The organism is Zongyangia hominis (assembly GCF_014385095.1).
GTDB classification, from domain to species: domain Bacteria; phylum Bacillota; class Clostridia; order Oscillospirales; family Ruminococcaceae; genus Zongyangia; species Zongyangia hominis.
On sequence record NZ_JACRTC010000006.1, the window covers coordinates 168,178 to 194,872 of the forward strand.

Sequence of the window (26,695 nt, forward strand, 5' to 3'; positions counted from 1 at the left end):
TGAATTTCACAGGCAAATATGCTATTCTTTTCTTTATGATACTTCTCAAATGATCGACGGAGGTAATCCCTTATGAGCGAAAAAGACAACCTGGCTCTTGCTGAGCTTCTCTTCCCCGACGTCACCGCGACGCCGGAGGAGATGGAGGCTCTATACCCGCCCAGGGACCTGCCGGAAGGCGCCAAGGTCACCCGGATGGCGCCCAGTCCCACCGGCTTCATGCACCTGGGCAATCTGTTCGGTGCCATCACCGACGAACGTCTGGCGCATCAAAGCGGCGGCGTCTTCTATCTGCGCATTGAGGACACCGACCAAAAGCGGGCGGTGGAAGGCGGCGTAGAGACCATCATCCGCGTCTTTGACGAGTTTGGCCTTCCCTTTGACGAGGGCGCCACCATTGAAGGCGACAACGGCGCCTACGGCCCCTACCGACAGCGGCAGCGCGCTCATATTTATCATACCTATGCCAAAGACCTGGTCCGCCGGGGCCTGGCCTACCCCTGCTTCTGCACCGAGGAGGAGCTCGCCGACATGCGCCAGAAACAGGAGGCCGAAAAGGCCAACTTTGGTTACTACGGCAAGTGGGCGGTCCATCGGGACACGACGTTAGACGAAATTAAGAAAAACCTGGCCGATGGGAAAGAATATGTCCTTCGCTTCCGGGCGTCCGGCGACGGGATCCAGCGCTTTAAGCTCAAGGATTTGGTCAAGGGCGAGCTGGAGATGCCGGTCAATGACCAGGACGTGGTGCTCTTAAAGAGCGACGGCATCCCCACCTACCACTTCGCCCATGTCATCGACGACCACCTCATGCATACCACCCATGTGGTCCGGGGCGAGGAGTGGCTGGCCACCCTGCCCATCCATGTGGATTTGTTCCGGGCGCTGGGCTTCAAGATGCCCAAATACGTCCACACCGCGCAGCTGATGAAGATGGACGGCGCGTCCAAACGCAAGCTCAGTAAGCGCAAGGACCCGGAGCTGGCGCTAGACTTCTACCGGGCTCAGGGCTATCCAGTCATTTCGGTGAAAGAATACCTGATGACGCTTTTAAACTCCAACTTCGAGGAATGGCGGCTGGCCAATCCCACCGCGAAGCTGGAAGACTTTAAGTTTACCACCAATAAGATGAGCACCTCCGGTGCCCTCTTTGATATGGACAAGCTGGGGGACGTGAGCAAGAACACCATCGCCCTGCTGCCGGCGGGGGAAGTCTACGAGCAGGTGGCCCAGTGGTCCAAAGAATTTGACCCGGAGCTTCACGCCCTGCTCACCCGGGACCCCGCCTATGCCACCGCCATCTTCCAGATCGGCCGGGGCGGCAAAAAGCCCCGGAAGGACATCGCCGTTTGGAGCGAGGTCAAAGCGTATCTGGACTTCTTCTTCGACGAGCTCTACACGCCGGGCAGCGCGTATCCCTCCCAGCTTTCCGAGGCGGACATCCTCTCCATCCTGGAGCAGTATCCCGCCCTCTATGACGAAAGCGACGATCAGAACGCATGGTTTGAAAAGATCACCAATCTGGGCGTATCCCTGGGCTTTGCCGCCAAGACCAAAGAGTACAAACAAAACCCCGACGCCTTTAAAGGCCATGTGGGCGATGTGAGCATGGTTTTGCGCGTGGCGGTCACCGGCCGCACCAACTCTCCGGACATGTACGACGTCATGCGGATTTTGGGCAAAGAGCGGGTCACCCAGCGGCTCCAGGATGCCATTTCTCGTATAAAACAGAAATAAATATACAGATTGTAAATAATCGGGACGAAAAAAGGAAGGAATTGACGGCACATGGAAGAGTACGGTTCCAATTTTATTCACGATATTATCGACGAGGACATCAAAAACGGGTTCTCGGAGCGGATTCACACCCGTTTCCCGCCGGAACCCAACGGCTATCTCCACATCGGCAGCGCCAAGGCCATCTGGATTAACTCGGGCACCGCCAAAAAATACGGCGGTCTCTTTAATCTGCGCTACGACGACACCAACCCCGTCAAGGAGGACGACGAGTACGTCCAGGCCATCGAGGAGGACCTGCGGTGGCTGGGCGCCGAGCCCAACGGCGGCATCTATTACGGCTCGGACTACTTCGACCAATGCTATGAGTTCGCCGTCAAGCTCATCAAAGATGGCAAGGCCTATGTCTGCGACTTAAACGCCGAGCAAATGCGGCAGTACCGCGGTACCCTGACCGAGCCGGGCAAGGAAAGCCCCTACCGCAACCGCTCGGTGGAGGAAAATTTGGCCCTCTTTGAAAGAATGAAGAACGGGGAATTTCCCGATGGCTCCTGCACCCTGCGGGCCAGGATTGACATGGCCTCCCCCAACATGAATCTGCGGGACCCGGCCATCTACCGCATCGTCCGGGCCCATCACCACCGCCAGGGGGACAAGTGGTGCATCTATCCCCTCTACGACTTCGCCCATCCCATCCAGGACGCTTTGGAGGGCATCACCCACTCCCTGTGCTCCATCGAATTTGAAAATCACCGTCCCCTCTACGACTGGGTGGTGGACAACATCGGCTTTGAGAAAAAGCCCCATCAGTACGAATTTGCCCGGCTCAACGTCACCTACACCGTCATGAGCAAGCGCTATCTGAAAAAGCTGGTGGACGAGGGCTTAGTGGACGGCTGGGACGACCCGAGAATGCCCACCCTGTGCGGACTGCGGCGGCGGGGCTATACCCCCACCTCCATCCTCGAATTTGTAAAGACCGCCGGCGTCTCGAAAAATTACAGCGTGGTGGACATCGGGCTGTTGGAGCACTGCATCCGGGACGAGCTGAACCTCACGGCCCCCCGCCGCATCGCAGTGACCGAGCCGCTCAAAGTGACCATCACCAATTACCCGGAAGATCAGGTGGAGTATTTTGAGGTGAGCAATAACCCCAACGACGCCTCCGCCGGCACCCGGAAGGTGCCCTTCACCCGGGAGCTTTTCATCGAGCGAAGTGACTTCATGGAGGTCCCGGTGCCCAAGTACTTCCGCCTCAAACCCGGCGGAGAGGTGCGGCTGATGGGCTCCTATGTCATCAAGTGCGAGGACTTTGTCAAGGACGAAAACGGGGAGGTCGTGGAGCTTCGCTGCACCTACGATCCCTACACCAACGGCCGCAATCCGGAGGACGGGCACAAGATCAAGGGCACCATCCACTGGTTGAGCGCCTCCCACTGCGTGGAAGCGGACGTGGCCCTCTATGACAAGCTTTTCACCATCGAAAACGTGTCCGACATCCCGGAGGACAAGACCTACGACGATTATCTCAACCCCGCGTCCAAAAAGATTCTCACCGGCTGCAAGCTGGAGGAGTCCATGTCCGACGTCAAAGCGGGAGAGCGGTTCCAGTTTGTCCGGCTCGGGTATTTCTGCAAGGACAGTAAGAATGAAAACACCTACAACCAGATTGTCACCCTCAAGGACAGCTGGCAGAAGGCGAAAAAATAGGCGGTCGCAGACTGCAAAAAAGGACGGTGAAACACCGTCCTTTTTTTGTGTCCCATTCGACGATGTCCTCCAAAGGAAGACGTCCAAAAGGCCGCAATCCTGTCGAAATTGGTGATTGTATCAAAATTTTAATTGTGTTATAATGGGTGACTATGAGCACGAAAAATCCGAATGGATGAGAAAAAATGGAGAAAGAAGCGGTGGACAAACTCGTGTCCGCCAAAGAGAGAGAGTAAGGAGGTATTTGATTGGAACAAAACAAAATGGGAACCCAGCCCATGCTGGGCCTGATTATCAAAATGAGTCTTCCCGCCATGTTTTCCATGCTGATACAGTCGCTGTATAACGTGGTGGACAGCATCTTCGTGGCGCAGGTGGGGGAAAACGCGCTGACGGCGGTTTCGCTGGCCTTCCCCATCCAGATGCTGATGATCGCCATGGGCGTGGGCACCGGCGTGGGCCTCAATTCCCTCATTTCCCGCCGCCTGGGGGAAAAGAAGATCGAGGACGCCAACGACGCGGCCAACCACGGCGCTATTCTGGGCGTGGCCACCTGGATTCTGTTCGCCCTCATCGGCATCCTGTTTACAAAGCCCTTCTTCCACGCCTTCACCCAGGACCCCACCATCTTCCAGATGGGCTGTGACTACACCTATGTGGTCACCATCTTCTCCTTCGGTGTCTTTGTGGAAATCAACAACGAGCGGACCTTGCAGGCCACCGGCAATATGATCTATCCTATGATCTTCCAGCTCCTGGGTGCGGTCACGAATATTATCCTGGACCCCATCTTCATCTTCGGATGGCTGGGCCTTCCCGCCATGGGCGTCAAGGGCGCGGCCATCGCCACCGTCCTGGGCCAAATCATCGCTATGGCGTACAGCACCTATATCCTCCAGTGCAAGGATCACGCGGTCAAGGTGGGCTTCAAGCACTTCAAATTTAAGCCCCGCATCGTGGCGGACATCTACAAGGTGGGCTTCCCCTCCATCATCATGCAGGCCATCGGCTCAGTGCTGATCGTCTTCCTCAACGGTATTCTGGCCACCTTTTCTTCCACGGCGGTGGCTGTGCTAGGGGTCTACTACAAACTCCAGTCCTTCGTCTTTATGCCTGTCTTCGGGCTTAATAACGGCATCATGCCCATCATGGGCTACAACTACGGCGCCCGCAACCGCAAACGCCTGATGGACGCCACCCGCATCGGCCTCATTATCGCCGTGGCCATCATGGCGGTGGGCACCGTCATCTTCATGGCGCTGCCCCGCCAGCTCCTCGGCTTCTTTAACCCCTCGCCCCAGCTATTGGAAATCGGTATCCCCGCTCTGCGGATTATCAGCCTCTGCTTCATCTTCGCGGCGCTGGGCATCGTCTTCTCCACCTTCTTCCAGGCCATCGGCAACGGTTTTATCAGCCTGCTCATCTCCCTGCTGCGCCAGCTCGTGCTGATTCTGCCCGCCGCCTACCTGCTTGCCAAGATCGTGGGCACCGTGGTGGCGGTCTGGTGGGCCTTCCCCATCGCCGAAGCCTTCTCCTTCCTGGCGAGCCTAGGGCTCTTCCTGTATGTCTACCGCAAAAGAATCAAGGACCTGCCGAGGGGTGCTGATTAAGAATGAGAATCCGACGGAAACCTTGGGCGCGGCCGGAGCTTGCCGCCTGCCCGTTTTGTATCGATGAAGAGGACAAGCCCGCCGTCATCGGCCGCTGGCAGGAGCAGTTTGCCCGCCGTCAGCCTCTCTGGCTGGAACTGGGCTGCGGCAAAGGGCAATTCATCGCCCAATTGGCGGCGGAGCATCCAGAAGTAAACTTCATCGCCATCGACATCAAAAGCGAGGTGCTGGTGCTCACTAAGCGCAACATCGAGCAGGCCTACGCCCAGCGGGGGCTCCCCATCGACAATGTGCGCATTTTGTCCCAGGACATCGAGCGCATCGGCATGATTCTCTCCCCCGACGACCGGGTGGAACGCATCTATATCAACTTCTGCAACCCCTGGACCGAGAAAGCGCGTCACCACAAGCGGCGGCTGACCCACACCCGGCAGCTGCGAAATTATCAGCAGTTTTTGTCTTCCGGCGGGGAAATTTGGTTTAAAACCGACGACGACGTCCTCTTCGACGCGTCCCTTGCCTATCTGGAAAGCTGCGGGTTCTCCCTGCGCTACCTGACACGGGATCTGCACCAGAGCGGCTTCTCCGAAAACATCCCCACCGAGCACGAGGAGATGTTTGCTAAAGATGGGGTCAAGATTAAATTCCTCATCGCCGTCAACGGCGGCGGAGTATCCGTCTAAACAAAAAAGCGCCCACTCCGATTTCTTCGGAGCGGGCGCTTTCATATTTCTCTATGCCTTTCCCCTCTTCATCCACCGGTTGCACAGCAAAGAGGTAATGAGGGAAATAGCGATCATGACGAGGAATGGAATAATAAACTTCATGGAGAACGGACTGGTGATGGATTGGCCCACCATGGTGGCGGGAATCATAATGGGCGCGAGGCCCAGGACGGAACCCACCAGATAGCTGGAATAACGGATACCATAGGCGCCTAGGAACATGCTGACCACATCGCCCGGGAGGATACTGACTACCCGGAGAAGATAGGAAACCATCACGCCGTTTTGCATGGAAAGCTCTTCGAGCTGTTTTGCCTTTTTAAAGCGGCCCAGGATAGTGCTCACCGCTTCCTTACCGCAGATTTTGCCCAGAACATAGGGAAGGGTCGTACACACGGCAAGGCCCACGAGGTTGACGAAGATCGCCCAGGGCACGGGGAAGATAGCGCCCGCCGCCAAGTAAATGGCCACCAGCGGGAAGATGACGCTGACGGATTTGAGGGCGTATACCCCCAGGAAGAAGAGGCCGGCCAGCCAGAAGCTGCTGGGAGAATAGCTGACGAGCTGTTCAAAGGAGATGTTTTTAAGATTGGCGCCAAAAAAGATGACGGCAACAAGGATGGCCACAAAGGGAAGGAACTTCACGTACCCGAAAATCTTCATGCGCAGTTGCTGCTTTTTTTCACTGGTCCAGGACACCGCCCTCACCTTCTTTCTTCCGCTGATTCTGTCGGATCCGGCGGCCCCTGTGATGTCCGCCTGACCGTTTAGGGGTGTCCTCCACTCGTCCCTTCTTATTTTACCACAGAAAGGATACCGGTGACAACCAACAGCGCTCCGACGTAAATACATACCCGCTGTCCCCGGGCGATGCCCAAAATATCCTCCATCATCTGGGGGACAAAGGGGGAAAGAATGGTCACCAATCCGCATAAAACGGCGAGGGCCCCGCCCACGTACTGTTGTATGCCGAAAAAGAAGCTGACGCACCACGCCATCAGAGCGCCGATGAGCAAAAGGAAATACCAGTGCTTATACTTTTTTTCCGTGGCAAGATAACGGGTGGCCTCTCTTTTACAGTCTTCGCCGCAGCAAAAGCCCCCGTCGTGGTCGAGATGCAGAGCAGGTCCATCTCCGATTTCTTTATTGCAGTAGACACATTTCGGCATGGTCCTCCTCCTTTCATTCTTGTACATTCATTGAAAACGGCTTTCAATAACGCCGTCTTGCCTTTCGCCGCCCACAAAAACAGCCGCCTTTTGCGGCTATCTTTCATATACCTTCAGGACGCGCATCCATCCTACAACAAACCCTGATCCTTCGCGCTTGTTTCCATTATAGCACAGCTTTTTTCTGATTATCGAACAAAATCCTTTGTATTTTTTAAACCTTTTCTTAATCTTTCATGACAAAAGTTGACGCCTTCCCTTGACAGCCGCCGCCTTTTGCTCTATCGTTATGGGTGCGGTTTTCCATGGATAGACCGGACGGGCGTCAAAACCCGCTCCAAGAAAGGAAGGGGCATCCCCATGAAAAGCAACGTCAAAAAATTAGCTTTTGCCGGTATTTTTGTAGCGCTGGCCGTCGTTTGCAGCGCCTTTTATATCCCCATCGGCGTCTCCAAATGCTTTCCCATCCAGCATATGGTCAATGTGCTGGCCGGCGTCTTTCTCGGACCATGGTATGCCTGTGGAATGGCCTTCGTCACCTCCCTCATCCGGGTCCTCATGGGGACCGGCAGCCTTCTCGCCTTCCCCGGCAGTATGATCGGCGCGCTGCTGTGCGGCCTTATTTACCAAAAAACCCGCAAGATGCCTCTGGCGGTACTGGGCGAGGTCATCGGCACCGGACTACTCGGCGCGCTGGCCGCCTACCCCATGGCTACCCTCTTCATGGCCAAAGAGGCCGCCGTCTTCGGCTTTGTCCTCCCCTTCGGCATCAGCTCTTTAGGCGGGGCGCTGATTTCCTTTGTCATCCTGCTCATCCTTGAGCGCACCAAAGCTCTCTCCCTGCTCGAAAAGAGCTTGTCTACCACCCGTTGACCCTCATTCTTTGGCCTTTCGGGCCATCCTATACCGTCCAAAGGCCCTTTCGCCAAAAATTCATGCAGGAAAACCACGAAAGAAGTGGTTTTCCTGCATTTTTTGTTGCCATCCCGGCATTTTTCCGGTAGAATAGAAACAATGACGGTTGGGGCCTGCGCCCCGCCGCCGTTTTGCCGCCGGTTGGAGTGGGGGCAAAACGGAGAAGAACTATCGAAGGGGTTTTTGTTTATGTCTCACTCACCGAAGAATAGGGGGCAGTTTACCTCCTCCCTGGGCTTTATTCTCGCGTCGGCCGGGTCGGCCATCGGCCTTGGCAACCTCTGGAAATTCCCCTACATTGCCGGAAAAAGCGGCGGCGGAATTTTCCTCGTGTTTTATCTGGTCTTTGTTATCCTGCTGGGTCTGCCCATCATGATGTCGGAAATGGCCATCGGCCGCAAAACCCAGCTCAACGCCATCGGCGCCTACCGGAAGCTGGACAAACGTTGGTCCTTTGTGGGCGTTTTGGGTGTGCTTTGCGCCTTTGTCATCCTCTCCTATTACAGCGTTGTGGGCGGCTGGGTCCTCAAATACATCGCCGCCTATGCCACTGGCGGCAACTTCGGCGGCGACACCAGCGCCTATTTCAATAACTTTGTCTCCCAGCCGTGGGAACCTGTCATTTGGCACTTAGTCTTTATGGCGCTGTGCGCGTTGGTCGTGGTGATGGGCGTCGTCAAGGGCATTGAAAAGGTGAGCAAATTGATGCTCCCTGCCCTGTTCGTCCTGGTCATCGTCATCGCCGTGCGCGCTGTCACCCTCCCCGGCGCATCCGAAGGGCTCAAGTTCCTTTTTGTCCCCAACTTCGCCGCCGTATCTTCCCTCAAGGATTTGGGCAACGCCATGGTGCAGGCCATGGGACAGGTCTTCTTCAGCCTGAGTCTGGGCATGGGCATCACCATCACCTACGGCAGCTACCTCAAAAAGGATTCCAATATCGTCAAGAATACCGGTATTGTGGTGGGGCTTGATTCCCTCATCGCCATCCTGGCCGGCTGTGCCATCTTGCCCGCCGTCTTTGCCTTCGGCTTTGAACCCTCCGCCGGCGCGGGACTAGTCTTCACCACCCTGCCCGCCGTCTTTGCAGACATGCCCCTGGGCACCCTCTTTGGCCTGCTCTTCTTTATCCTGGTCCTCATCGCCGCCGCCACCTCCGCCATCTCCCTGCTGGAAGTGGTCGCCGCCTACTTTATCGACAACTTCCATTGGAGCCGGAAAAAGGCCACCATCATCATGTCCGCCCTTATGGCCCTCATCGGTGTGTTCGCCTCCCTCTCCATGGGGCCGCTGTCCAATATCGTCATCGGCGGCATGAATATCTTTGACGCGCTGGGCTTCTTCACCGACAAGATTCTCATGCCTCTGAGCGCCATGTTCATGTGCATCTTTGTCGGACACGTCTGGGGCGTGGACGGCATCACCGAGGAGATTGAAACCGGCGCCAAAGGCGCCTTCAAGGTCAAAAAGGCCTTTGGCATCATCCTCAAATATATCGCGCCGGTGCTCATCCTGGTCATCCTGATTACCGGCCTCCTGCCCTCCTAACACAACAAATCAAAAAGCCCTCCGGAAGCTTCCGGAGGGCTTTTTATCGTGTACAAATCTGTTCTGTCGAGGGACGTGGCGCGCCTGGCGCGTTACACTCCCGCCGGGGCGGCAGCTATGCTCATTCCACAAGACCAAATTCATAGACGGTGAACTGATGGTAGATTTCCCCTGGACGCAGGATGGGGTCGGGGAAAGCGGGCTGGTTGATGGAATCGGGGAAGCGCTGGGGCTCAAAACAGATGCCGCTGCGTTTGATTAGCGCCTTGCCGTACCGGTCGATATCGCTGCCGTCGAGAAAGTTGCCGCTATAAACCTGCATGCCTTCGCAGTCGGAGTAAACCCGCATGGCAATACCGCTGGACGGGCAGATAAGGGCGGCCTTGGGGGCGTCGGACGCACCCTCAAAGGCGTAGCAGTGGTCAATGCCGCCCACAGTGTCGAGGAGCCGGTCCTTTTGCTCGAGGACCTCCCCCACCGTCTTTTTCTCCCGCAAATCCAGCGGTGTCCCCTCCACCGGGGCAAAGTAGCCGTCGGGCATACCGGTGCCGTCGATTTGCAGGAACTTGTCGGCAAAGACCTGGACCTGATGGCCGGTCACATCGCCGCCCCGGCCCCCGGCCAGATGGAAGAAACTGTGGTTGGTCAGGTTGACGATGGTGGGCCGGTCGGTCATGGCCTCGTACTCGATGCGAAGGCCGCTGCCGGTCAGGGAATAGGAGACGATGGCGGAAAGCTGGCCGGGATAGCCCTCCTCCCCGCCGGGGCTCGTGTACCGCAGACGCAGCACTTCCCCGTCGATCTGGCCCTGCCAGACCTTGCGGTGAAAGCCCTCCTTGCCGCCGTGGAGGTGGTTCTTCCCGTCGTTTTGGGTCAACTGCCAGGACTTACCGTCCAGGACAAAGCGCCCGTCCCGGACCCGGTTGCCGTAGCGCCCCACCACACAACCCAGATAGGCCGTTTGCTCCTCATAGGCCTCCACGCTGGGGAGACTGAGCACCACGTTCACTTCCTCCCCCTCCCTGTCTTTGACAAACAGGGACTGGACCGTGCATCCATATTCCAGAATTTCCGCCTGAATTTGGCCGTTTGCCAGAGTGAACGCCTTGACACTCTGTCCGTCCTTGGTCACGCCGAACTCTCGGCTCATGATCTTTGTCATCAGTCTGCCTCCTTCTGTCCTGCCCCGGCTAAGCGGGGTTCAGCTCTTTTTCCATCCGCCAATAGTCGAGCACGCTGCCCTTTTCGCCCACAATTTGCTCGTGGGACACCTCCCGGTACCCCCGTCTCTGATAGAGGGGCCGCCCGGGGATGGAGGCGTCCAGCACCACCTTAGAAAGCCCCTGGCGGGCGGCTTCCTCTTCCAGCGCCCGGAGGAGCAAGCTGCCGTATCCCTTGCCCTGCCGGTCGGGCAGGATATAGATCTGTTTAATTTCCTCTCCCTGCAAACAGCCGGTGCCCACCGGGACCCCGCCGTCGTAAAGGAGAAGCACCGTGTGTCTCATAAGCTCCTCTTGGATGCTGTAGACGCTGTGGTGCTCCAAAAACATGCCGATGACCTCTTCGCCGTAGCACTCGGCGTAGGAACCCCGCACCGAGCGTTCCACAATCTCCCAGACGAGCTTCCAGTCCTCCGGCGCCGCCTCTTTAATTTTCACCAAAGCTCCCCCCGTTTACAGTCCCGCCGGATTCTTTTTGGTAAAGTTCCAGCTGTCCCGGCACATTTCGTCCAAGCCCCGCTTGGCCTTCCAGCCGAAGACACGCTGGGCTTTGGAGGCGTCGGCGTAATATTCGCCCAGGTCCCCCGGCCGCCGCGGGTCGATGACATAGGGAATCCGCCGGCCGCTTGCCCGCTCATAGGCGGCCACCACCTCCAGCACGCTGCATCCCTTGCCCGTACCCAGGTTGACCGCGTCCACCCCGGTGTGGCCAAGCACATATTCCAAGGCCTGCAGATGCCCTTCGGCAAGGTCGCAGACGTGGACATAATCCCGGACGCCGGTGCCGTCCACCGTGTCGTAGTCGTTGCCGTAGACGTGGAGCTTTTCCAGCTTCCCCACCGCCACCTGGCAGATGTAGGGCAGGAGGTTATTGGGAATCCCGTTGGGGTCCTCTCCGATGAGGCCGCTCTCATGGGCGCCGATGGGGTTAAAATAGCGAAGCAGCGAGACGCTCCATTCGTTGTCGGCGCGGTAGAGGTCGGATAGAATCTGCTCCACCATGAGTTTCGTGTAACCATAGGGGTTGGTCGCCGAGGTGGGGAACTCCTCCCGATAAGGAATGGGGTTCGTCGGCCCGTAGACGGTGGCGGAGGAGGAAAAAACAATTTTTTTGCAACCCGCCTCGGCCATTATCTGGCAAAAGGCCACCGTACCCGCCACGTTATTGTGGTAATAGAGCAGCGGATTTTTCACCGATTCCCCCACGGCCTTGAGCCCGGCGAAGTGAATCACCGCGCCGATGTCGTGCTCGCGGAAGGCTTGTCCCACGCCCGCCCGGTCCAAAATGTCCGCCTGATAAAAGGGGAAATCCTTCCCCGTGATCTGACGGATGCGCTCGAGGGCGGCGGGTTTTGCGTTGCAGAGGTTATCGAGCACCACGATATCATAGCCCGCTTCCAATAGGGCCACACAGGTGTGGCTCCCGATAAAACCGGCGCCGCCGGTGACTAAAATTTTCATGCTTTTTGTCCTTTCTCCCATGTGTTTGGGAAAAGCTGTCTGTCCCTATTATAGCGGGATTGCCCTTTCAAAACAAGGCGCGCGGGGGACAAAAAAAGAGCGGGGAATTTTTCCCCGCTCTTTTTGCGCTATTATATTAGTCAATGTTGAAGTTATCCGGATGCTCGCTCAGGCGGCCGATTTTGCCCAGGGTGTCGATGTACGCCATATCCTCGTCGGAGATGTTGAAGTTAAAGACATCGGCGTTGTTGGCCATTCTGTCTTCATGCACGGATTTGGGCAGGGGCAGGATGCCTTTCTGCAGCTCCCAGCGGATGCAGATCTGGGCGATGGATTTGCCGTATTTGGCGGCGACTTCCTTGAGCAGCTCGTTGGAGAACGCCTTGCCCTGCATCAGGGGGCCCCAGGACTCAACCAGGATGTTGTGCTCGTTGCAGTAGGGAACGGTCTCATCCTGATGGAAGGCAGGATGGTACTCGAGCTGGTTGACCATGGGTTTGATCTCAGCGACTTTCATTAACGGCTCCAGGTGATGGGGCATGAAGTTGCTCACACCGATGGCGCGGATGCGGCCCGCTTTGTAGAGCTCCTCGAAGGCTTTCCAGGTGCCGGCGTTGAGCTCCTGCCAGTCGTCTTTGTGATGGTTGGGGATGGGCCAGTGAATCAGATAGAGGTCCAGGTACTCCAGCCCCAGGTCCTTCATGGTCTTCTCAAAAGCGGCCAGCGTGGTCTCATAGCCCTGCTCGGAGTTCCACAGTTTGCTGGTGATGAACAGTTCCTCACGGGGAACGCCGCACTCTTTGATGCCCTGTCCCACGCCGACCTCGTTGCCGTAAACGGCAGCGGTGTCAATGTGACGGTAGCCCACTTTGACAGCGGATTTGACCGCCTCGCAGACCTCTTCGTTGGGGGTTAAGAAGGTGCCAAAGCCCACGCAGGGGATTTTTACGCCGTTATGCAGCGTATAGCAATCGTTCAAGCTTTTCATATTCATTGTTTTTCTCGACTCCTTTTTCTCGCTCATGAATTTGTATGTACAAAAAATGGGTAACTATAGTTAGTATACATCATTTTCATACTCAAAAAAAGCCAATTTGATAATCTTTTGGGTAGAAAATGAGATTTTCATCTTTTCACCAAAAATACAGTGATATTTTTGGTCATTTAGCCTTTTTATTCCTTCAGACACCCTCTGAAGCCTGTCCTAGTCGGGATAGATGGTGTCCGGATGGGGGCCAAGGCGTCCCACGGATTTGAGGGTGTCGATCTTCGCCACATCCTCGTCGGTCAGAACAAAGTCGAAGACATCGGCGTTCTGGCGGATTCTTTCCGGGTTGACGCTCTTGGGCAGGGGCAAAAAGCCCTTTTGCAGGCTCCACCGCACGCAGACCTGGGCGGCGGATTTGCCGTATTTCTCGCCGATCTCGATGAGCAGCGGGTTTTGCATCTGTTTACCTTGCATCATGGGGCTCCACGCCTCCAAAACGATGCCCTTCTCCTTACAGAAGGCGACGATCTCGTCCTGATGGTAGCCCGGGTGCAGCTCCAATTGATTAACCATGGGCATGATTTTGGCCCGCTCCATCAGCGGCTCCAGGTGGTAGGTGAGGAAGTTGCTCACGCCGATGGCGCGGATGCGGCCCGCTTCATAGAGCTCCTCAAAGGCGCGCCAAGTCTGGTAAGAATGTTCCTTCCAGTCCAGCTTATGGCCTCTGGCAATGGGCCAATGGACCAGATACATGTCGATATAGTCAAGGCCCAGCTGTTCCATGGTCACCTCAAAGGCGGCCTTCGTTTCCTCATAACCCTGATTGACGTTGCGCAGCTTACTGGTGACAAAGATTTCCTCCCGGGGTACGCCGCACTCTCGGATGGCTTTGCCAACGCTGGCCTCATTGCCATAGGCCACAGCCGTGTCGATGTGGCGGTAACCCGCCTCGATGGCTGCCCGCACTGCGTTGACACAGGTCTCCCCGTCGTCGGTCAGATAGGTACCCAATCCCACACAGGGGATTTTCACGCCGTTATACAGTGTATAGCAGTCTTTGAGACTGTCCATGGGCTTCACTCCTTCACACTTGTTACTACAATGTCTCTGAAAGACACGGCTTCATTATACACCTTTTTTGTGGTTTCGCCTACGATTTTTCCCATATGCGCATCATTTTCTACTTTCCATACAAAATTTGCATCCCTTCTTTTCCTGTGGAACAAGTATCCTCACAGATGGCTGGGAACAGGCAAGATTTATGGTTGCTTTTTTGCGGTAAAGCGGTATATAATAGTTTCTTAGAGAAGTTTTCGAAAGGTCGGAATGGTATGTACAAAGTCGCGGACGCCCATACACACATCTATGCTTCCAAAATCGCAGAGGCCGCCACCGAGGGGATTTTTCACTTCTACGAGTTCCCCTATGAGGAGGTCCCCCGGGCCGGTACGCCGGAGCATCTGTATGAGATTTCCCGCCAGGACCGGATTGCCCGTTGCCTAGTGAGCCAAGTGGCCATGAAGCCGGGAATTGTGGACGTGATCAACACCTTTATGATGGAGCAATACCGCCTCCACCCCGATTTTTACGTTCCCTTTGCCTCCATCCATCCGGATAGTTCGGAGGTGGACAAGCTGGTACAAAGTTTTGTCGACCAAGGCTTTTTCGGTGTCAAGCTCCATCCGGACTACCAAAAATTCCAGTTGGATGATTCCAAAATGGACCGCATTTACGCCGCCTGCGCCGAGGCCGGCCTTCCCATGCTCATTCACTGCGGGGATCGCCGGTTTGACTATTCAAATCCCGACCGTCTCTGCCGCGTGATGAAGAAGCACCCCGCCCTCAAGGTCATCGGCGCCCATTTCGGTGGGTTCAGCGTCTGGGAGGACGCGCTCAAAACCATCGGGGAGCACGAAAACATCGTCTTCGATATTTCCAGCTCCCTGCCCTACATGGACCTGGACCTAGTGCCCCGGTTCTTTGAAAAGTTCGGCATCCACCGGTTCTTTTTCGGCTCCGATTACCCCCTCATGACCACCAGCCAGGCCATGGAGGACTTCCTGGCCCTGGGGCTCGATGAAAAGACCAACCAAGCCATCCTCTATGACAATTTCGCGGCCTACTTCGGCCTGGAATAAAACGAAGAAAATGCCCCGGAATCCTCCGATTCCGGGGCATTGTTGTCCCCTGAGGCTTGTTTTGACCGCCCGCCTTGGCAAAAGAGGCCGGATACCCTGAGCGTCTAGGCCCTGCGGCGTTGTCCCTCCTCCTGCAAAAGCAGCCGCAGTCTGTTTTCACTGACCACCTTCGCCAGCCATAACCCCGATGGGCTGACAGCCGCGCCCCAAGGAGCTCCGTCCCTCGCGCATGGAACGCCTTCGGCCGTTTTCCTCCCTCACTCGCTCCACTTCCGGTAGCCTTCAATGTGGAGGAATCGCAATTTTTTGTAATCGTAGCTCGAGAGCGGATGATTATCCACGTTATAGGTGTGAGCCGCCACCAGAATGCTGTCCGGCGTGGGGGTTTCCCCCACCTTCACAATGACCGGCGTGTGCTGATAATCCGGCTGATCGATGACGAGCTGGCACAGATCCCCCGGTTCCACTCTGTCAATGGTCACCTCGGTGGCAAAGGGGCCCGGCCCCTCGTTTCGTATGAGAAAATTGTAGAGGTAGATGACCCCGGTCCAGGCGGGGGCACGGTGATTCAGGTCCAGGTAGTACCAGCCGAAGGTTTCGGTAAAATTCATCACCCCGCATCCGGCATAGAGGCACTGGGATGCGTAATTGGTGCAGTCCCCGCCAATATTGGTAAAGTTATAGTATCTGGGGTTAAAATCGTAGGCCCATTGGTGGGCATAGCGCACCGCGGCGGCGCGGTCGTAGGGAAATTCCCGCAGTTGTTTCATCACATGGCTCCTTTCATCCGTCACTATTTTATCCTATGCGGCTTGATTCCAGATCATTGATGGGTGCAGGTATTTTTGGTCGAAAAAATTTGCATTTAGTGCTTGACAAATGGAACCCAATTGTATAAAATATTATTTGTCACTTGCGGATATGGCGGAATTGGCAGACGCGCTAGATTCAGGTTCTAGTGGTAGCAATACTGTGCAGGTTCAAGTCCTGTTATCCGCACCAAGATAAAAAACAGCGCTTCACAAATGTGAAGCGCTGTTTTTTGTGCCCCGTGGCTCTTTTATCAAAACGCGGTATTTCTATCCCAAGGCTCTGGTTTATCTCTCATAAAAAAGCAAGGGCGGGCTATCTTTTTCATAGCCCGCCCTTGCTTTTTCTTTTGTTATTTTCCCATCAACAAAGCGTTTATTTCTTCCGCTTTCTGGAGAGGAAGACCGCTGTTCCAGCAGCGCCCGCCATGAGCAGCAGCGCTATCGGCAGCGCCGATGCGTCGCCCGACTGCGGGTTCTCTTTCCCAGTGCCAGGCTTTGCCGTACCTTCCGGCCACTTCCACTCCGAACCATTTCCCCCCGGGATAGAGGGCTTCGTGGTGATAGGCTTGGTCGTGTCCGCAGGTTTTGCACGGGTGACGACAATCGTATAGATGTTGTCTTTCTCTCCCATGACGAGCTTCACTTCGATGGTGTTCTCTCCCACATCGAGAGCGATGGCCTCGGAGAAGACGCCGCTTTCCACAGCCTTGCCGTTCACAGTGACTGCCATCTCGCCGGAGTAGAAGGGTTTGACCTGGATGGAGTCGGTGGCATTGCCGACAGAGGCGGTGTAGGCGTTGACATCCTTGTTAAAGCTGGGCTGGAGCACGCCCTGGCTGAGTTCCAGGCCGTCCAGGAAGGGAGTCTCGGTGACAGGAGGTTCCTTGTCCTCTCTGGTAACCTTGATGGTGTAAGTCTTCTCGCCCGCGACGACGGTGATGGTGTTCTCGCCCACATTGAGGCTGATGTCGGTGGAGTATTCACCGGAAGCCACTTCTGTGCCGTTCACGGTGACGGCCGCATCGCCGGTATAGGTGGGCAGGACCTTGATGGAATCCACAGAGTTTGCCACAGTGGCGGTGTACTCTGTGACTTCAGTGCTAAAGTTGGGAGCCAAGGTACCGGTGGAGAGGGCGAGGTCGGTGAGAACCGTGGGAACCGGAGCGGGCGCCTCTCTGGTAACCTTGATGGTGTAGGTCTTCTCGCCCGCGACGACTTCGATCTTGTTCTCGCCCACGTCGAGCGCGATGTCGGCGGAGTATTCACCGGAAGCCACTTCCGTGCCATTCACGGTGACAGCCGCGTCGCCGGTATAGGTGGGTTTGAGCTGTACCTTTTCGGTCTCGTAAGCGACCGTCACGGCGTACTCGGTCACATCGGCGGAGAACTGGGGAACAAGCGCTCCCTCGCTCAGCTCTAGCATCGAAAGCACCGTGGGCAGTTTGCTGCTCACGTGGATGACCGCGTCAATCTTCGTGATATTGACGTCTCTTGTCCGCAGTCCCGCGTTCATTTCCAGCTGGCCGACCGCAGTATAGGTTCCCTCCTTGGTGAGGTCCACGGCGGAGAAATCCCAGCCGATGATGGAGGCGGTGACCTTGGAACCATCGGACTTGACAGCGATGACAGCGTCGGGGAATCCGGCGATGATCTCATTGCGGTCGGTGCCCGGCTTGACAGTGCGCTCCAGCTTCTCAGGCTCCAGCGCCACGGTGGGCAGGGGGGCCTGCACCGTGATACTGCCGCGGATTTCGGTGATGCCGCCGGAGGTCAGGCCCTTGGCGGGGTCATCGAGCGTACCGACGATGGGATAGGTGCCCGCCGTATCAAAGTCCACGGCGGAAAGATCCCAATAAAGGATTTGAGCGTTGCCGGAGGAGCCATCCTCTCTGGTAAAGGCGACCGATGTCGGGAGCTTTTTGCGCGTCGCCGCTTGGGTGGCCCCGGTTTCCACGGAAAGCTCGACGGCGTCCGGATGGATGGCGGTAACCGGAGAGGTATTGACCACGGTGACCTTGGCTTTCGCCTTGGTGGTGGTGCCGTCCACCGCGCCGGTGACGGCATAGTCGCCTTCTTTGGCAAAGTTGATGGAAGCGGTGTCCCAGGTGACGCCAGCCTCCCGCTGCAGCTTGTCGGTCTGCATCACGGTGACGGCGGCGGGCAGCTTTTGCAGGACGTCGGCGCTTCCCGCCGCTCCATCGCTGGTGCGGGCGGTGTAGACGACCAGGTCCTTGGTCACCACCGAGGAGATGTCCGCGTCGGTGGTCACAAAGAGATTGTTATAAAGGGTCACGCTGCGGAAGCAGTTGAGCCCCACGTAGCCGGACAGGTAGGGCCGGTCGTTATCGGCGGCGTCGTGTATAAGGGCGCCGTTGATATAGGCCTTGAAACGGCCGTTGTCCGCCTCCACCTTAAGATGATAGACCCCGTCGGCGCTCGCCGGAATGTCGCCCTTCTTCGAGAGGTCCACCACGGGCTTATCAATTTCAAACTTGAAGAGCTTGGAGGAGATCACTCCCTTGGTGCCGGCGTTGGTAGTGTCGATATTAAAGACATAGGAGCCGGGCTTTTTGCCGTTACTCTCGCTGGCCGAACCGAAGACCAGGCCCGCGCCCGTCCCTTCCAGGACCTGCATCTCCACTTCGGCGTTGAATTTGGGCCCCACGGTCTGCTTGGCGATATAGAAGGCGTCTCCGGTCATAAAGGTGCCGGTGAGGCCGTCGGTGCCGATGACCCAGTCGCTGTTGGCCGAGGCGGTGAAGTTTTGCAGGTTGGTTTGGAAGTTGGGATCTGCAATCTCGATGGTGCCCTGGGTCAGAACGTCGCCGCCCCGGGCCCGTGCCGTGAGGGTCACGGTGCCGGTTTTGAGGGCTTTAAAGACCAGGGTGTGGTCATCCCGACGGAGGACCTCCACCAAATCGCCCTCGCCGGACACGGTAAAGCCCACGGCCTGAGAGGCCGCCAGGGGGATGACCTTGGCGCCCACGGTCACGGTGTCGCCCACGGTGACTTGGGTGTCGATGGTGTCCAGGTCCACCCGCACCGGTTCGGTTTCCACCGCCTGTGCGCGCCAAATGCTGCGCAGCGGGTAGATGGTGATGTCCGCCCGGGCATTGCCGCCGGTCGTAAAGACTTCCGCGCCGGTGCTGCTCAGGTGGGGGAAAATTTGAGCGGTGCCTGCCACCTCGCCGTCGTTGCCAAAGACCTCCACCGAGGACCAGTCGACAAAGATCCGCATCCGGATTTTGCCGTCGGCGGTGCGGCTCATCTTCTGCCGGTAGACCGATGGGAACTTTGCGTTGGGATTCTTGCCCGACTCCCGCCGGTCGATGTTCAGCTCTCCCTTGGTCAGATCGTACTGGACCAGGGTACCCGCATCCTCGCCGGTGCGCAGCCGGAACCCGACCGCCGTGGTGTCCGCCTCGGGAGTAAACTCAGCGATGATCTCGTACTGATTTCCGCTAAAGGACTTAAGCGGATTCTTCCCGTCGGGGGTGAGCAGAACGTGGGCAAGCTCGGTGCGTTTGTCCACTTCCCGGAGGGATTTGTATTCCTCCGCCGGGCGCTGATAGAGCTTGACGCCCTCGCCGGTCTGTTTGAGGAAGAGCTCTTCGTGCAGGGTAAAGCCGCCGTTAAAGTTTGTGGTCAGCTCCTTGCCGATGTCGAGGCCCCAGCCCCAGTTGCTCATCCAGCTGATCATGATGCGGCGTCCGTCGGGGGTGTTGTCATAGGTCTGCCCCGCGTAGGAGTCGGGGGCGAAGTTGACCACCGGCTTGACGTCGTTGTCCTCGGGATTGTCGGGGACAAAGTTCCACACGCCGTCCACCTTTTGAAAGTCGCCGACCATGTAGAAGCGGCCCGCGCGGCTCAAGACCCATTTGGTCCCGCTGCCGCCCTCCACGGGCAGCTCGAAGAGGTCGGGACACTCGGTGACGATTTCCTCTCTCGTTCCCTCCGCCTTCCAGTGGATAAGATCGGGGGAGGAGAAGAAGCGCACCGGTCCGCCGGCGACGATCATCATCCACTGTCCGCTCTCCTCATGCCAGAAGACCTTGGGGTCGCGGAACGCGGCGTTGTTTAAGGGGTCCTGTTCCCGGCCGATGACCGGGTTTTTCTCGTATTTGGTCCAGGTGCGGCCCCGGTCGGCGCTGTACGCGATAGCCTGCACCTGCCCCAGCTTCCCGTTGTAGGTGTAGACGGCCACCAGGCCTTCCTCCTTGAGGCTGCCGTTTTCGTCCCGGTTTCCGCTGAAGAGGCCGGAAGTGTTGTTTTTGTCCACCACGGCGGATCCGGAGTAGATGTCGCCGAAGTCGTCGGGGGCGAGCGCCACCGGCAGCTCCGTCCAGTTGACTAAGTCGGTGGAGACCGCGTGGCCCCAGTGCATGGGCCCCCGCTTGGAACCGCTGCCCGGGCTGTGCTGATAGAACAGATGATATTCCCCTTCGTAGTAGACCATGCCGTTGGGGTCGTTAACCCAGTCGCTGGCGGGGGAATAGTGGTACTGCAGGCGGTAATTTTCGGTGTAGGCGATCTCCGGGTTTTCCTTCCGGGTGATGTTGAGGGTGGTGATGGAGGGAATATCCGTCTTTTCATCCCGCACTTCGATGCGGATGCTGTTGCTGCCCACCGTCAGAGGCAGGGTCACCTTGTCACCGGACGCGATTGCCTGGCCGTTGACGGTGATATCTCCCGGCAGGGCGGTGACCGGTGTCAGAGCGATGCTCTCAGTCTCGTAGGGGACCGTGGCGGAATAGGCGGTAATCTCCGGGTCAAAGGCCGGGATAAGCTCCACGCCCTCGACGGCGAGGTCCGTCAGCCGCGCCAAATCCGCCGCGTCCAGGGGGGTATATTCCACATCCTGGAAGACGATGGTCATGTTGCAGGTGTTGAGTCCAAAGGCGCCGGAAAGGCTCTGGGCGTCGTTGGCCGTCACGGCAAGCTCCCCGTCGATATAGTAGTAGATCGCCGGGCCGATGGCCTGGACTTTCAAATCGAAGCTCCGCTTATTTTTGTCCGGGTGCATATAGGTGCTCCCCAGGGCCCGGTCCGAATAGGAGCCGTCGGGATTCTTCGTAAATTTGAGGATGCGCACCCGGGTGCCGTCCCCGGTGAGGCCCACATCCGCCGCGTAGTAGACGGATTTGTCCTCGCTTCTCCTGAAGAGGATGGCCGCGCCCGAACCGCCGGATTTCATCTCCATGTGGGCGGTATAGGTGAAGTCGGAGGCAGTGGTGGTGGCAAAGGTGGGACAGTTGCCGCTGCCCATGCCCCGGTAGCCCTCCTCCATCCGGAGCCAGTCGCCGGTGACGTCGCCGCCCCAGCCCTCCAGGTTGGTCTTAAAGTTGTCCACCGGCACATAGGTGTCCTCAAAGAGCACGTTCTGATAGAGCCCGATGGCGTTCCAGCTGAGAAGTCCCAGATAGCCGCCCGCGTAGGAGGGCAGGTCCAGGTCGTGAATGAGCTTGTCGTCCACATATCCCTTGAGATGACCGGACGTTACTTCCAGCCTCAAGTGGTAGCTGTCCTTGCCCGGGGTCAGGCAGTCGGAAACCTGCTTGTTGATGCCGGGGCCAAAGATCTTGGAGTGTTTGCCGCCGATGACATTGACGGCGTAGGCGTCCTTGGCGGCGGTGTTCATGGTGGAGCCGAAGACCAGTGACAGGGCGCCGTCGCCTTGTACAAAGGACACGTCGGCTTCGTAGACAAAGTCGGTGACGGAGGTGCCGCTCATGGCATAGAAGTTGCCGTTGCCCGCCTTGCCCATCTTGAGCCCGCCGTCCACTTTCTCGAAGACGATGTCGCCCACCGCCTTGAGATTCACGAGATTGGTGTTAAATTTCTCGGCCGGGGCCGTTTCCTCATAGAGGACGTTCTGGAAGATGCCCTGGGCCTTCCAGGACATGAGCCCCAAATAGCCGCCGGCGTAGCTGTCGATGGTCACGTCGTGGATGAGGACGTCATCGATATAAGCCTTGAGATGTTTCGCTTTCATCTCCAGCTTCACGTGATAGCTGTCCTTATTTTTCTCGATGCCGTCTTTCACCACCTGTTCGGTGACGCCGGTGCCGAAGAGCTTGGAGGCGTTGCCGTCGATGTTGACGGCGATGAAGCCGGAGTTTGTCGTGTTCGACCGGTTGCCGAACAATAGCGCCAGGGCCCCGGTTCCGTCGGTGCGGGTGAGGTCGGCCTCGTAGACAAAGTCGGTGACGGTGGTGTCGCTCACGGCGTAGAGGTTCCCCTGGCCCGCGTCGCCAAAGAGAAGGCCCCCGTCCACTTCCTCCATGGGCGCTGTGCCCACGGCCTTGAGGTTTTCCAGGTTCGTCTTAAATTTCTCCACCGGCGGGGTGTAGGAATCGTACCAGATGGAGCTCATATCGTAGATTTTTAAGGAATCCAGCGTCACGCTGCCCCCGGTGGCAAAGAGGGACATGCCCGTGCTGCCATCGTCCGGGAAGAGGAAAGCGCCGATGGCGGCCGCGCCGTCGTTGCCGAAGGTGTCGATGAGGGTGTTGTCCACCAAAATCCGCATCTTGACCCGGTTGCCGGGCAGCGGCTCCATGGCCACATAGTTTGTCTTGGTGGGGTTGGAGCCCTCGGCGAATTTGCCGGTCTGGCTCTTGTCCATGAAGAAGCGCTTCTGGGGCACCTGGTAGGAGATGAGTATCCGCTGATCGGAGCCGTCGGCCGCCTTGCCCTCCCGCAGCCGGAAGCCGAACTCGGTGGCGGTGCCCAAGGTGAAGGTGGCCTCGATTTCATAAGTGGTGCCGGTGAGTCCGGAGAGCAGATTCCCCGTGTCCGGCGTAATCTCCTTGTCCGCCGCTTCAAAGAGAAGGGCTTCCTTGCGCAGGGAACCCAGCTCCTCCACCGGGAAGGTGGTGTGGCGGTAGGAGCCGTCGTCGTTCTGATAGATTTTGAGCGCATAGGGGATGGACTGGGCGCCGTTCCAGATCTTGTCCTGGCCCGCCATCTCGCCGCCGATCTGGCCGTCGGTGACGGTGGCGGTGCGGTCCTGCACCCAGCTGACGATGACGCGCCGCCCCTGGGGGTCGTTATAGTAGGACTGGGTGGCGTAGAGGTCCCGGTTGCCGTTGAGCCGGTCGATCTTGCTGCCGGGTTCGGCCACAAAGTCTAAAAGGCCGTCCTTTCCCCGGACGAGGCCGCCCAGAATCAGGTATTTTCCCGCGCCCATATAGGCCCACTTCTTTTCCCCGGTGTTTTCCACCGTGATCTGGAAGATGTCGGGGCACTCGGAGAGGACCGGCTGGCCTTCATACATGAGGTCGCAGTTGAAGGTCCAGTCGATGAGGTTGGGGCTCGAAAAGAGCTTCGCCTGCTTGCCGGCCACCACCATGATCCACTCTCCGCCGCCGGGCAGGGAGGCGTCGGGATACCAGTTGACCTTGGGGTCGCGGAAGTCGGCGGAATATTTGTTGCCCTCGTTTTTCAGAACGGGGTTATTCTTATATTTGGTGAAGGTGCGCCCGTTGTCGGTGGAATAAGCGATGGACTGTTTTTCCGTGCCGAACTCGCTCTCGCCGTGGCTGGTGTAGATGGCCACCATCCTCCCACCCGGCGGTGTAGACGCGTCAAAGAGGCCGGAGGTGTTGTCCCGGTCGATGACGCAGGAGCCGGAAAAGATGCTGCCCAGCTCGTCGGGATAGAGGACGGGAGGCAGTTCCTCCCAGTGGACCATATCCTTGGAGACGGCGTGGCCCCATCCTGGAGGCGCTCCTATGATTTTGTCATAGCCGTACTGGAAGAACATGTGATATTCCCCGGTGGCTTCGTTATAAACGAGACCGTTGGGGTCGTTCATATAGCCCCGTTCCGGCGTGTAGTGGTACTGGGGGCGGTATTTCTGATTGCGTGCGTCTTCCGGGTTCATCCGCCGGATGACGTTGACGTAATAGGTGCGAATATAGCTCTCCTGGGTGGTGACGTCAATGCGGATGAGGGTCTTGTACGCCTGGGAAAGGGAGATGTTGGGGGACGCTTCCCCGCTGGCCACCTCGGTCTTTCCCAGCGACGCGCCCATCTCCGCGCTGGTGATCAGGTCCAAAAACTTGGCGCTCACCGTGATCTTGCCGTTTGACACGGCCTTGACCTGCACGTCGGTCAGGTCGGAGGGGGCCTGGGTATAGTAGGTGGTGATCATCGGGTTGAAGGCGGGCACCAGGTTGAGGCCCGTAACTTCCAGGGCGCTCAGCTTTTCGATATCCTCCTCGTTGGGGTCGTTGTTCACATATTGGATGTTCGTAAACAGGGCTTTGGTGCCGAAGGTCATCAGTCCCAGATAGCCGCCCTCGTAGTAGTCGGCGAAGGCGTCCGCCTGCTCAATGGGGATGGAGGCGCCGTTAATCCACACCGAAATGCGCTTCATGGTGTCGATTTGCACCTTAAAGTGGATGGGCTTTGTAGTGTCCACATCGGTGAGCACGTTCTTGTGGAGGAACACATTACCCGACACACCCCGGGGCTGGAAGCCCTTGATGGAAAGGCTGCTCTTTCCGTCCACGGGGTTGGTGCGGGAGAGCTCGATCCCCAGGTATTTATTCTTGCCGATGGTGGCGCCGGGGTTGGTGGCGCCCGCCATCAGGGTGGCGGTGTTGCCTTCCATAAACTGGATGTCCGCCTCATAGGCGAAGGCCAGCGCCTTCCCCTCCGAGAACCCGGCGAAGTTGTTATCAAGCTGTAACGCGCCGGTTGTGGCGTTTGTCTTGGTCAGCTTTTCCATCAGATAGCCGCTCTGGGCCGTGCCCGACATGTGGTCCCCGCTGAGCTTGCCAAGTCCCGGCACCCCCGCGTCCTCCTCGGGCGGGGCCTCGACGACGGCAAAGTGGATGTCGGAGAAGACGGCGCAGGTGATGTTGGTCATCAGTCCCAGATAGCCGCCGGTGTAGCCGGTTCGAAAAGCCTCCTCCATGTCCGGCTCATAGGTGAGGGCAATTTTCTCCCCATTGACCCAGGCCGACAGGGTGTGGTCGAGGGCCACTTCGATTTTAAAGACAACGGGTTTGGAAAAGTCGATGTCCCGTCCCGCCACCACCGGGGAGACCATCTTACCGCCGTTTGCCCCGCCCAGTTGGAACATACGGATGGTGACGGTCTTGGCCGGCTCGTTGCGGGACATCTCGAAGCAATAGGGCTTGCCCGTGCCGATGTTCTCCCCGGCGCTGGGAGCGCCGAACATCAGCGTGGCACGGGGCCCCTCTTTAAAGAGGATGGAGGTCTCAAAGGTAAAAGCCTCGGCCTGCCCGCTGAAGCCGGCAAAGTTATTGTCCTTCATGCCGGTTTCCTGGTCCTTGAGCGTCTTTTGCAGCTCATAGCCGGACTGGGCGGTGCCGGAAAAATACTTGCCTTGCAGCTTACCCAGCCCCTCCACGCCCTGGTCCTCTTCGGGCATCGGGGTCTCGCCGGACTTGTCCACCATCTTGACGTTGGAGAACACGGCGTTGGTGCCAAAGGTCAAAAACCCGAAATAGCCGCCGTGGTAGCTGTCCTTAAACTGCTGCTGGGCGCCCGAGAGATAGGCAAGGGAGATCTCCGTGCCGTCGACCCAGCACCGGACGTCCTTGTTGGCGTCCACCTCGATTTTGAAGTGGACCGGCACGGTGGGGTCGGGGTTTTTCCCGGCGTTTGTCACGTCGATGATCTTGTTGATGCCGCCCATCTGGAACAGGCGGGTCACCATATCGCCGTTTGATTTGCGCCGCAGCTCAAAGCAGTGCAGCACATTTTTCCCCACATTCAGCCCCGGATTGGTGGCGCCGAAGATGAGGGTGGCAAACTCCCCGTCTCGGAAGAGGATGTCCGCTTCGTAACTAAAAACCTCCGCGCTCTTGGAAAAGCCGGCGAAGTTGTTGTCGTTGACTTCGACGTTTTCCGCATTGAGCTTTGTGCGTTTTTGCATGTCGAAGCCCTCGTCGGTTTCGGTGACGTAATTTCCCAAAAGCGCGCCGAGATCATCGGAATCCGGGGCGAGCGCCGAGCGCTGCGACCCAGTTTCCCCCGGCGAAAGGGCCATGACCGGCAGGGAGGCCGGCAAAACGGTGGTCAACGTGAGCACGATGGCCATCATCAGCGACAGCCAGCGTTTCATGCGCATGTGTTTCTTGCTTCTCATCTTTCTCCTCCTTCTTCTCACAGAGAGCGGGCTTTGAAATCGCTTTGAAAATCAAAATATGGCACAAACACTTATTTAAGATGTTATCACATTTGGATAACTATCGCAATTCATCCCAAAGTTGTTTATTATTTTTGTTTAAATTCCCAAAAATTAGCGATGGAATCTGTCGAAAACCAAAATGGGAGAAGGGGGATTTGCGGTCTTTTTGCGGGTCGGGAGCCGGCTTATGGACAACTTTTCGATTTTTCATGGATTTTTACCAGTGGTTTGGTTCCAACTCCCCTGATGATCGGGGTTCATCGTCTGGGTTCCAAAGGGAGGAAAGCCAAAATCCCAAGAAAAGTCCAAAAAATTAGTTGGAAAAGAAGAGCGCTCGCTCCACTTGGGCCGGCCAGGTGAGAAGCTCCCTCCTAAGTTGTACCGTTTGCCGCCCCTTTTCTCCCCATTTCATAATAGTTGCCCGCCACTTTATGAGAACATCTTCCTAGAGATCGTCAGTACTACTTGTGATAATCGCTGATATTTTTGTACAACTTCTT

General features: G+C 57.3%; 16 protein-coding genes and 1 tRNA gene. 8 read left to right on the forward strand and 9 right to left on the reverse strand.

The features are described 5' to 3' along the window. Nucleotides 1-72: 72 nt before the first annotated feature. The 4 genes from gltX (at nucleotide 73) to trmB (ending at nucleotide 5,740) form a co-directional block, all read left to right on the forward strand. Complete coding sequence (gltX, locus tag H8709_RS09575) at nucleotides 73-1,737, forward strand: glutamate--tRNA ligase (protein ID WP_262398156.1); 1,665 nt, start codon at nucleotides 73-75, stop codon at nucleotides 1,735-1,737. Nucleotides 1,738-1,788: 51 nt separating this feature from the next. Continuing rightward, on the forward strand, nucleotides 1,789-3,447 hold the full coding sequence (locus H8709_RS09580) for a glutamine--tRNA ligase/YqeY domain fusion protein (protein WP_262398157.1): 1,659 nt from the start codon (nucleotides 1,789-1,791) through the stop codon (nucleotides 3,445-3,447). 248 nt (nucleotides 3,448-3,695) lie between these two features. Beyond that, on the forward strand, nucleotides 3,696-5,057 hold the full coding sequence (locus tag H8709_RS09585; RefSeq protein WP_316248757.1) for an MATE family efflux transporter: 1,362 nt from the start codon (nucleotides 3,696-3,698) through the stop codon (nucleotides 5,055-5,057). 2 nt (nucleotides 5,058-5,059) lie between these two features. Further along, nucleotides 5,060-5,740 carry a tRNA (guanosine(46)-N7)-methyltransferase TrmB gene (gene trmB / locus H8709_RS09590; RefSeq protein WP_262398158.1) on the forward strand — a complete coding sequence of 227 codons (681 nt, stop codon included), beginning with the start codon at nucleotides 5,060-5,062 and terminating at the stop codon, nucleotides 5,738-5,740. Nucleotides 5,741-5,791: 51 nt separating this feature from the next. On the opposite strand, the gene H8709_RS09595 is transcribed toward trmB, so the two are convergent. Then, the gene (locus tag H8709_RS09595; RefSeq protein WP_262398159.1) at nucleotides 5,792-6,445 is read right to left on the reverse strand and encodes a TVP38/TMEM64 family protein; all 654 of its coding nucleotides are present in this window, start codon (nucleotides 6,443-6,445) and stop codon (nucleotides 5,792-5,794) included. A 131-nt stretch (nucleotides 6,446-6,576) separates the two neighbouring features. Further along, nucleotides 6,577-6,951, reverse strand: a complete 375-nt coding sequence (locus H8709_RS09600) for a hypothetical protein (RefSeq protein WP_262398160.1) — start codon at nucleotides 6,949-6,951, stop codon at nucleotides 6,577-6,579. A 360-nt stretch (nucleotides 6,952-7,311) separates the two neighbouring features. Between H8709_RS09600 and thiW the strand changes: the two genes are divergently transcribed. Next, nucleotides 7,312-7,824: an energy coupling factor transporter S component ThiW gene (gene thiW / locus H8709_RS09605; protein WP_262398161.1), complete on the forward strand. Its 513-nt coding sequence runs from the start codon at nucleotides 7,312-7,314 to the stop codon at nucleotides 7,822-7,824. A 231-nt stretch (nucleotides 7,825-8,055) separates the two neighbouring features. After that, nucleotides 8,056-9,411 (forward strand): sodium-dependent transporter, encoded by a 1,356-nt coding sequence (locus tag H8709_RS09610; RefSeq protein WP_262398162.1) that lies wholly within the window; start codon nucleotides 8,056-8,058, stop codon nucleotides 9,409-9,411. A gap of 121 nt (nucleotides 9,412-9,532) precedes the next feature. Here H8709_RS09610 and H8709_RS09615 read toward each other — a convergent pair whose 3' ends face one another. The 5 genes from H8709_RS09615 to H8709_RS09635 form a co-directional block, all read right to left on the reverse strand. Then, the gene (locus H8709_RS09615) at nucleotides 9,533-10,573 is read right to left on the reverse strand and encodes an aldose epimerase family protein (RefSeq protein ID WP_262398163.1); all 1,041 of its coding nucleotides are present in this window, start codon (nucleotides 10,571-10,573) and stop codon (nucleotides 9,533-9,535) included. 28 nt (nucleotides 10,574-10,601) lie between these two features. Continuing rightward, complete coding sequence (locus H8709_RS09620; protein ID WP_262398164.1) at nucleotides 10,602-11,069, reverse strand: GNAT family N-acetyltransferase; 468 nt, start codon at nucleotides 11,067-11,069, stop codon at nucleotides 10,602-10,604. A gap of 15 nt (nucleotides 11,070-11,084) precedes the next feature. Continuing rightward, nucleotides 11,085-12,092 (reverse strand): UDP-glucose 4-epimerase GalE, encoded by a 1,008-nt coding sequence (gene galE / locus H8709_RS09625; RefSeq protein ID WP_262398165.1) that lies wholly within the window; start codon nucleotides 12,090-12,092, stop codon nucleotides 11,085-11,087. 136 nt (nucleotides 12,093-12,228) lie between these two features. Continuing rightward, the gene (locus H8709_RS09630; RefSeq protein ID WP_262398166.1) at nucleotides 12,229-13,080 is read right to left on the reverse strand and encodes an aldo/keto reductase; all 852 of its coding nucleotides are present in this window, start codon (nucleotides 13,078-13,080) and stop codon (nucleotides 12,229-12,231) included. A 216-nt stretch (nucleotides 13,081-13,296) separates the two neighbouring features. Further along, nucleotides 13,297-14,151 (reverse strand): aldo/keto reductase, encoded by an 855-nt coding sequence (locus tag H8709_RS09635; protein ID WP_262398167.1) that lies wholly within the window; start codon nucleotides 14,149-14,151, stop codon nucleotides 13,297-13,299. 260 nt (nucleotides 14,152-14,411) lie between these two features. Between H8709_RS09635 and H8709_RS09640 the strand changes: the two genes are divergently transcribed. Further along, nucleotides 14,412-15,218: an amidohydrolase family protein gene (locus tag H8709_RS09640; RefSeq protein WP_262398168.1), complete on the forward strand. Its 807-nt coding sequence runs from the start codon at nucleotides 14,412-14,414 to the stop codon at nucleotides 15,216-15,218. A gap of 257 nt (nucleotides 15,219-15,475) precedes the next feature. Here H8709_RS09640 and H8709_RS09645 read toward each other — a convergent pair whose 3' ends face one another. Then, nucleotides 15,476-15,988 carry an amidase domain-containing protein gene (locus H8709_RS09645; protein WP_262398169.1) on the reverse strand — a complete coding sequence of 171 codons (513 nt, stop codon included), beginning with the start codon at nucleotides 15,986-15,988 and terminating at the stop codon, nucleotides 15,476-15,478. A gap of 145 nt (nucleotides 15,989-16,133) precedes the next feature. Between H8709_RS09645 and H8709_RS09650 the strand changes: the two genes are divergently transcribed. Continuing rightward, nucleotides 16,134-16,220, forward strand: a tRNA-Leu gene (locus H8709_RS09650). 183 nt (nucleotides 16,221-16,403) lie between these two features. Here H8709_RS09650 and H8709_RS09655 read toward each other — a convergent pair. Then, a complete protein-coding gene (locus H8709_RS09655; RefSeq protein ID WP_262398170.1) occupies nucleotides 16,404-26,153 on the reverse strand; it encodes a GH32 C-terminal domain-containing protein in 9,750 nt (3,249 codons plus the stop codon). Nucleotides 26,154-26,695 lie beyond the last annotated feature (542 nt).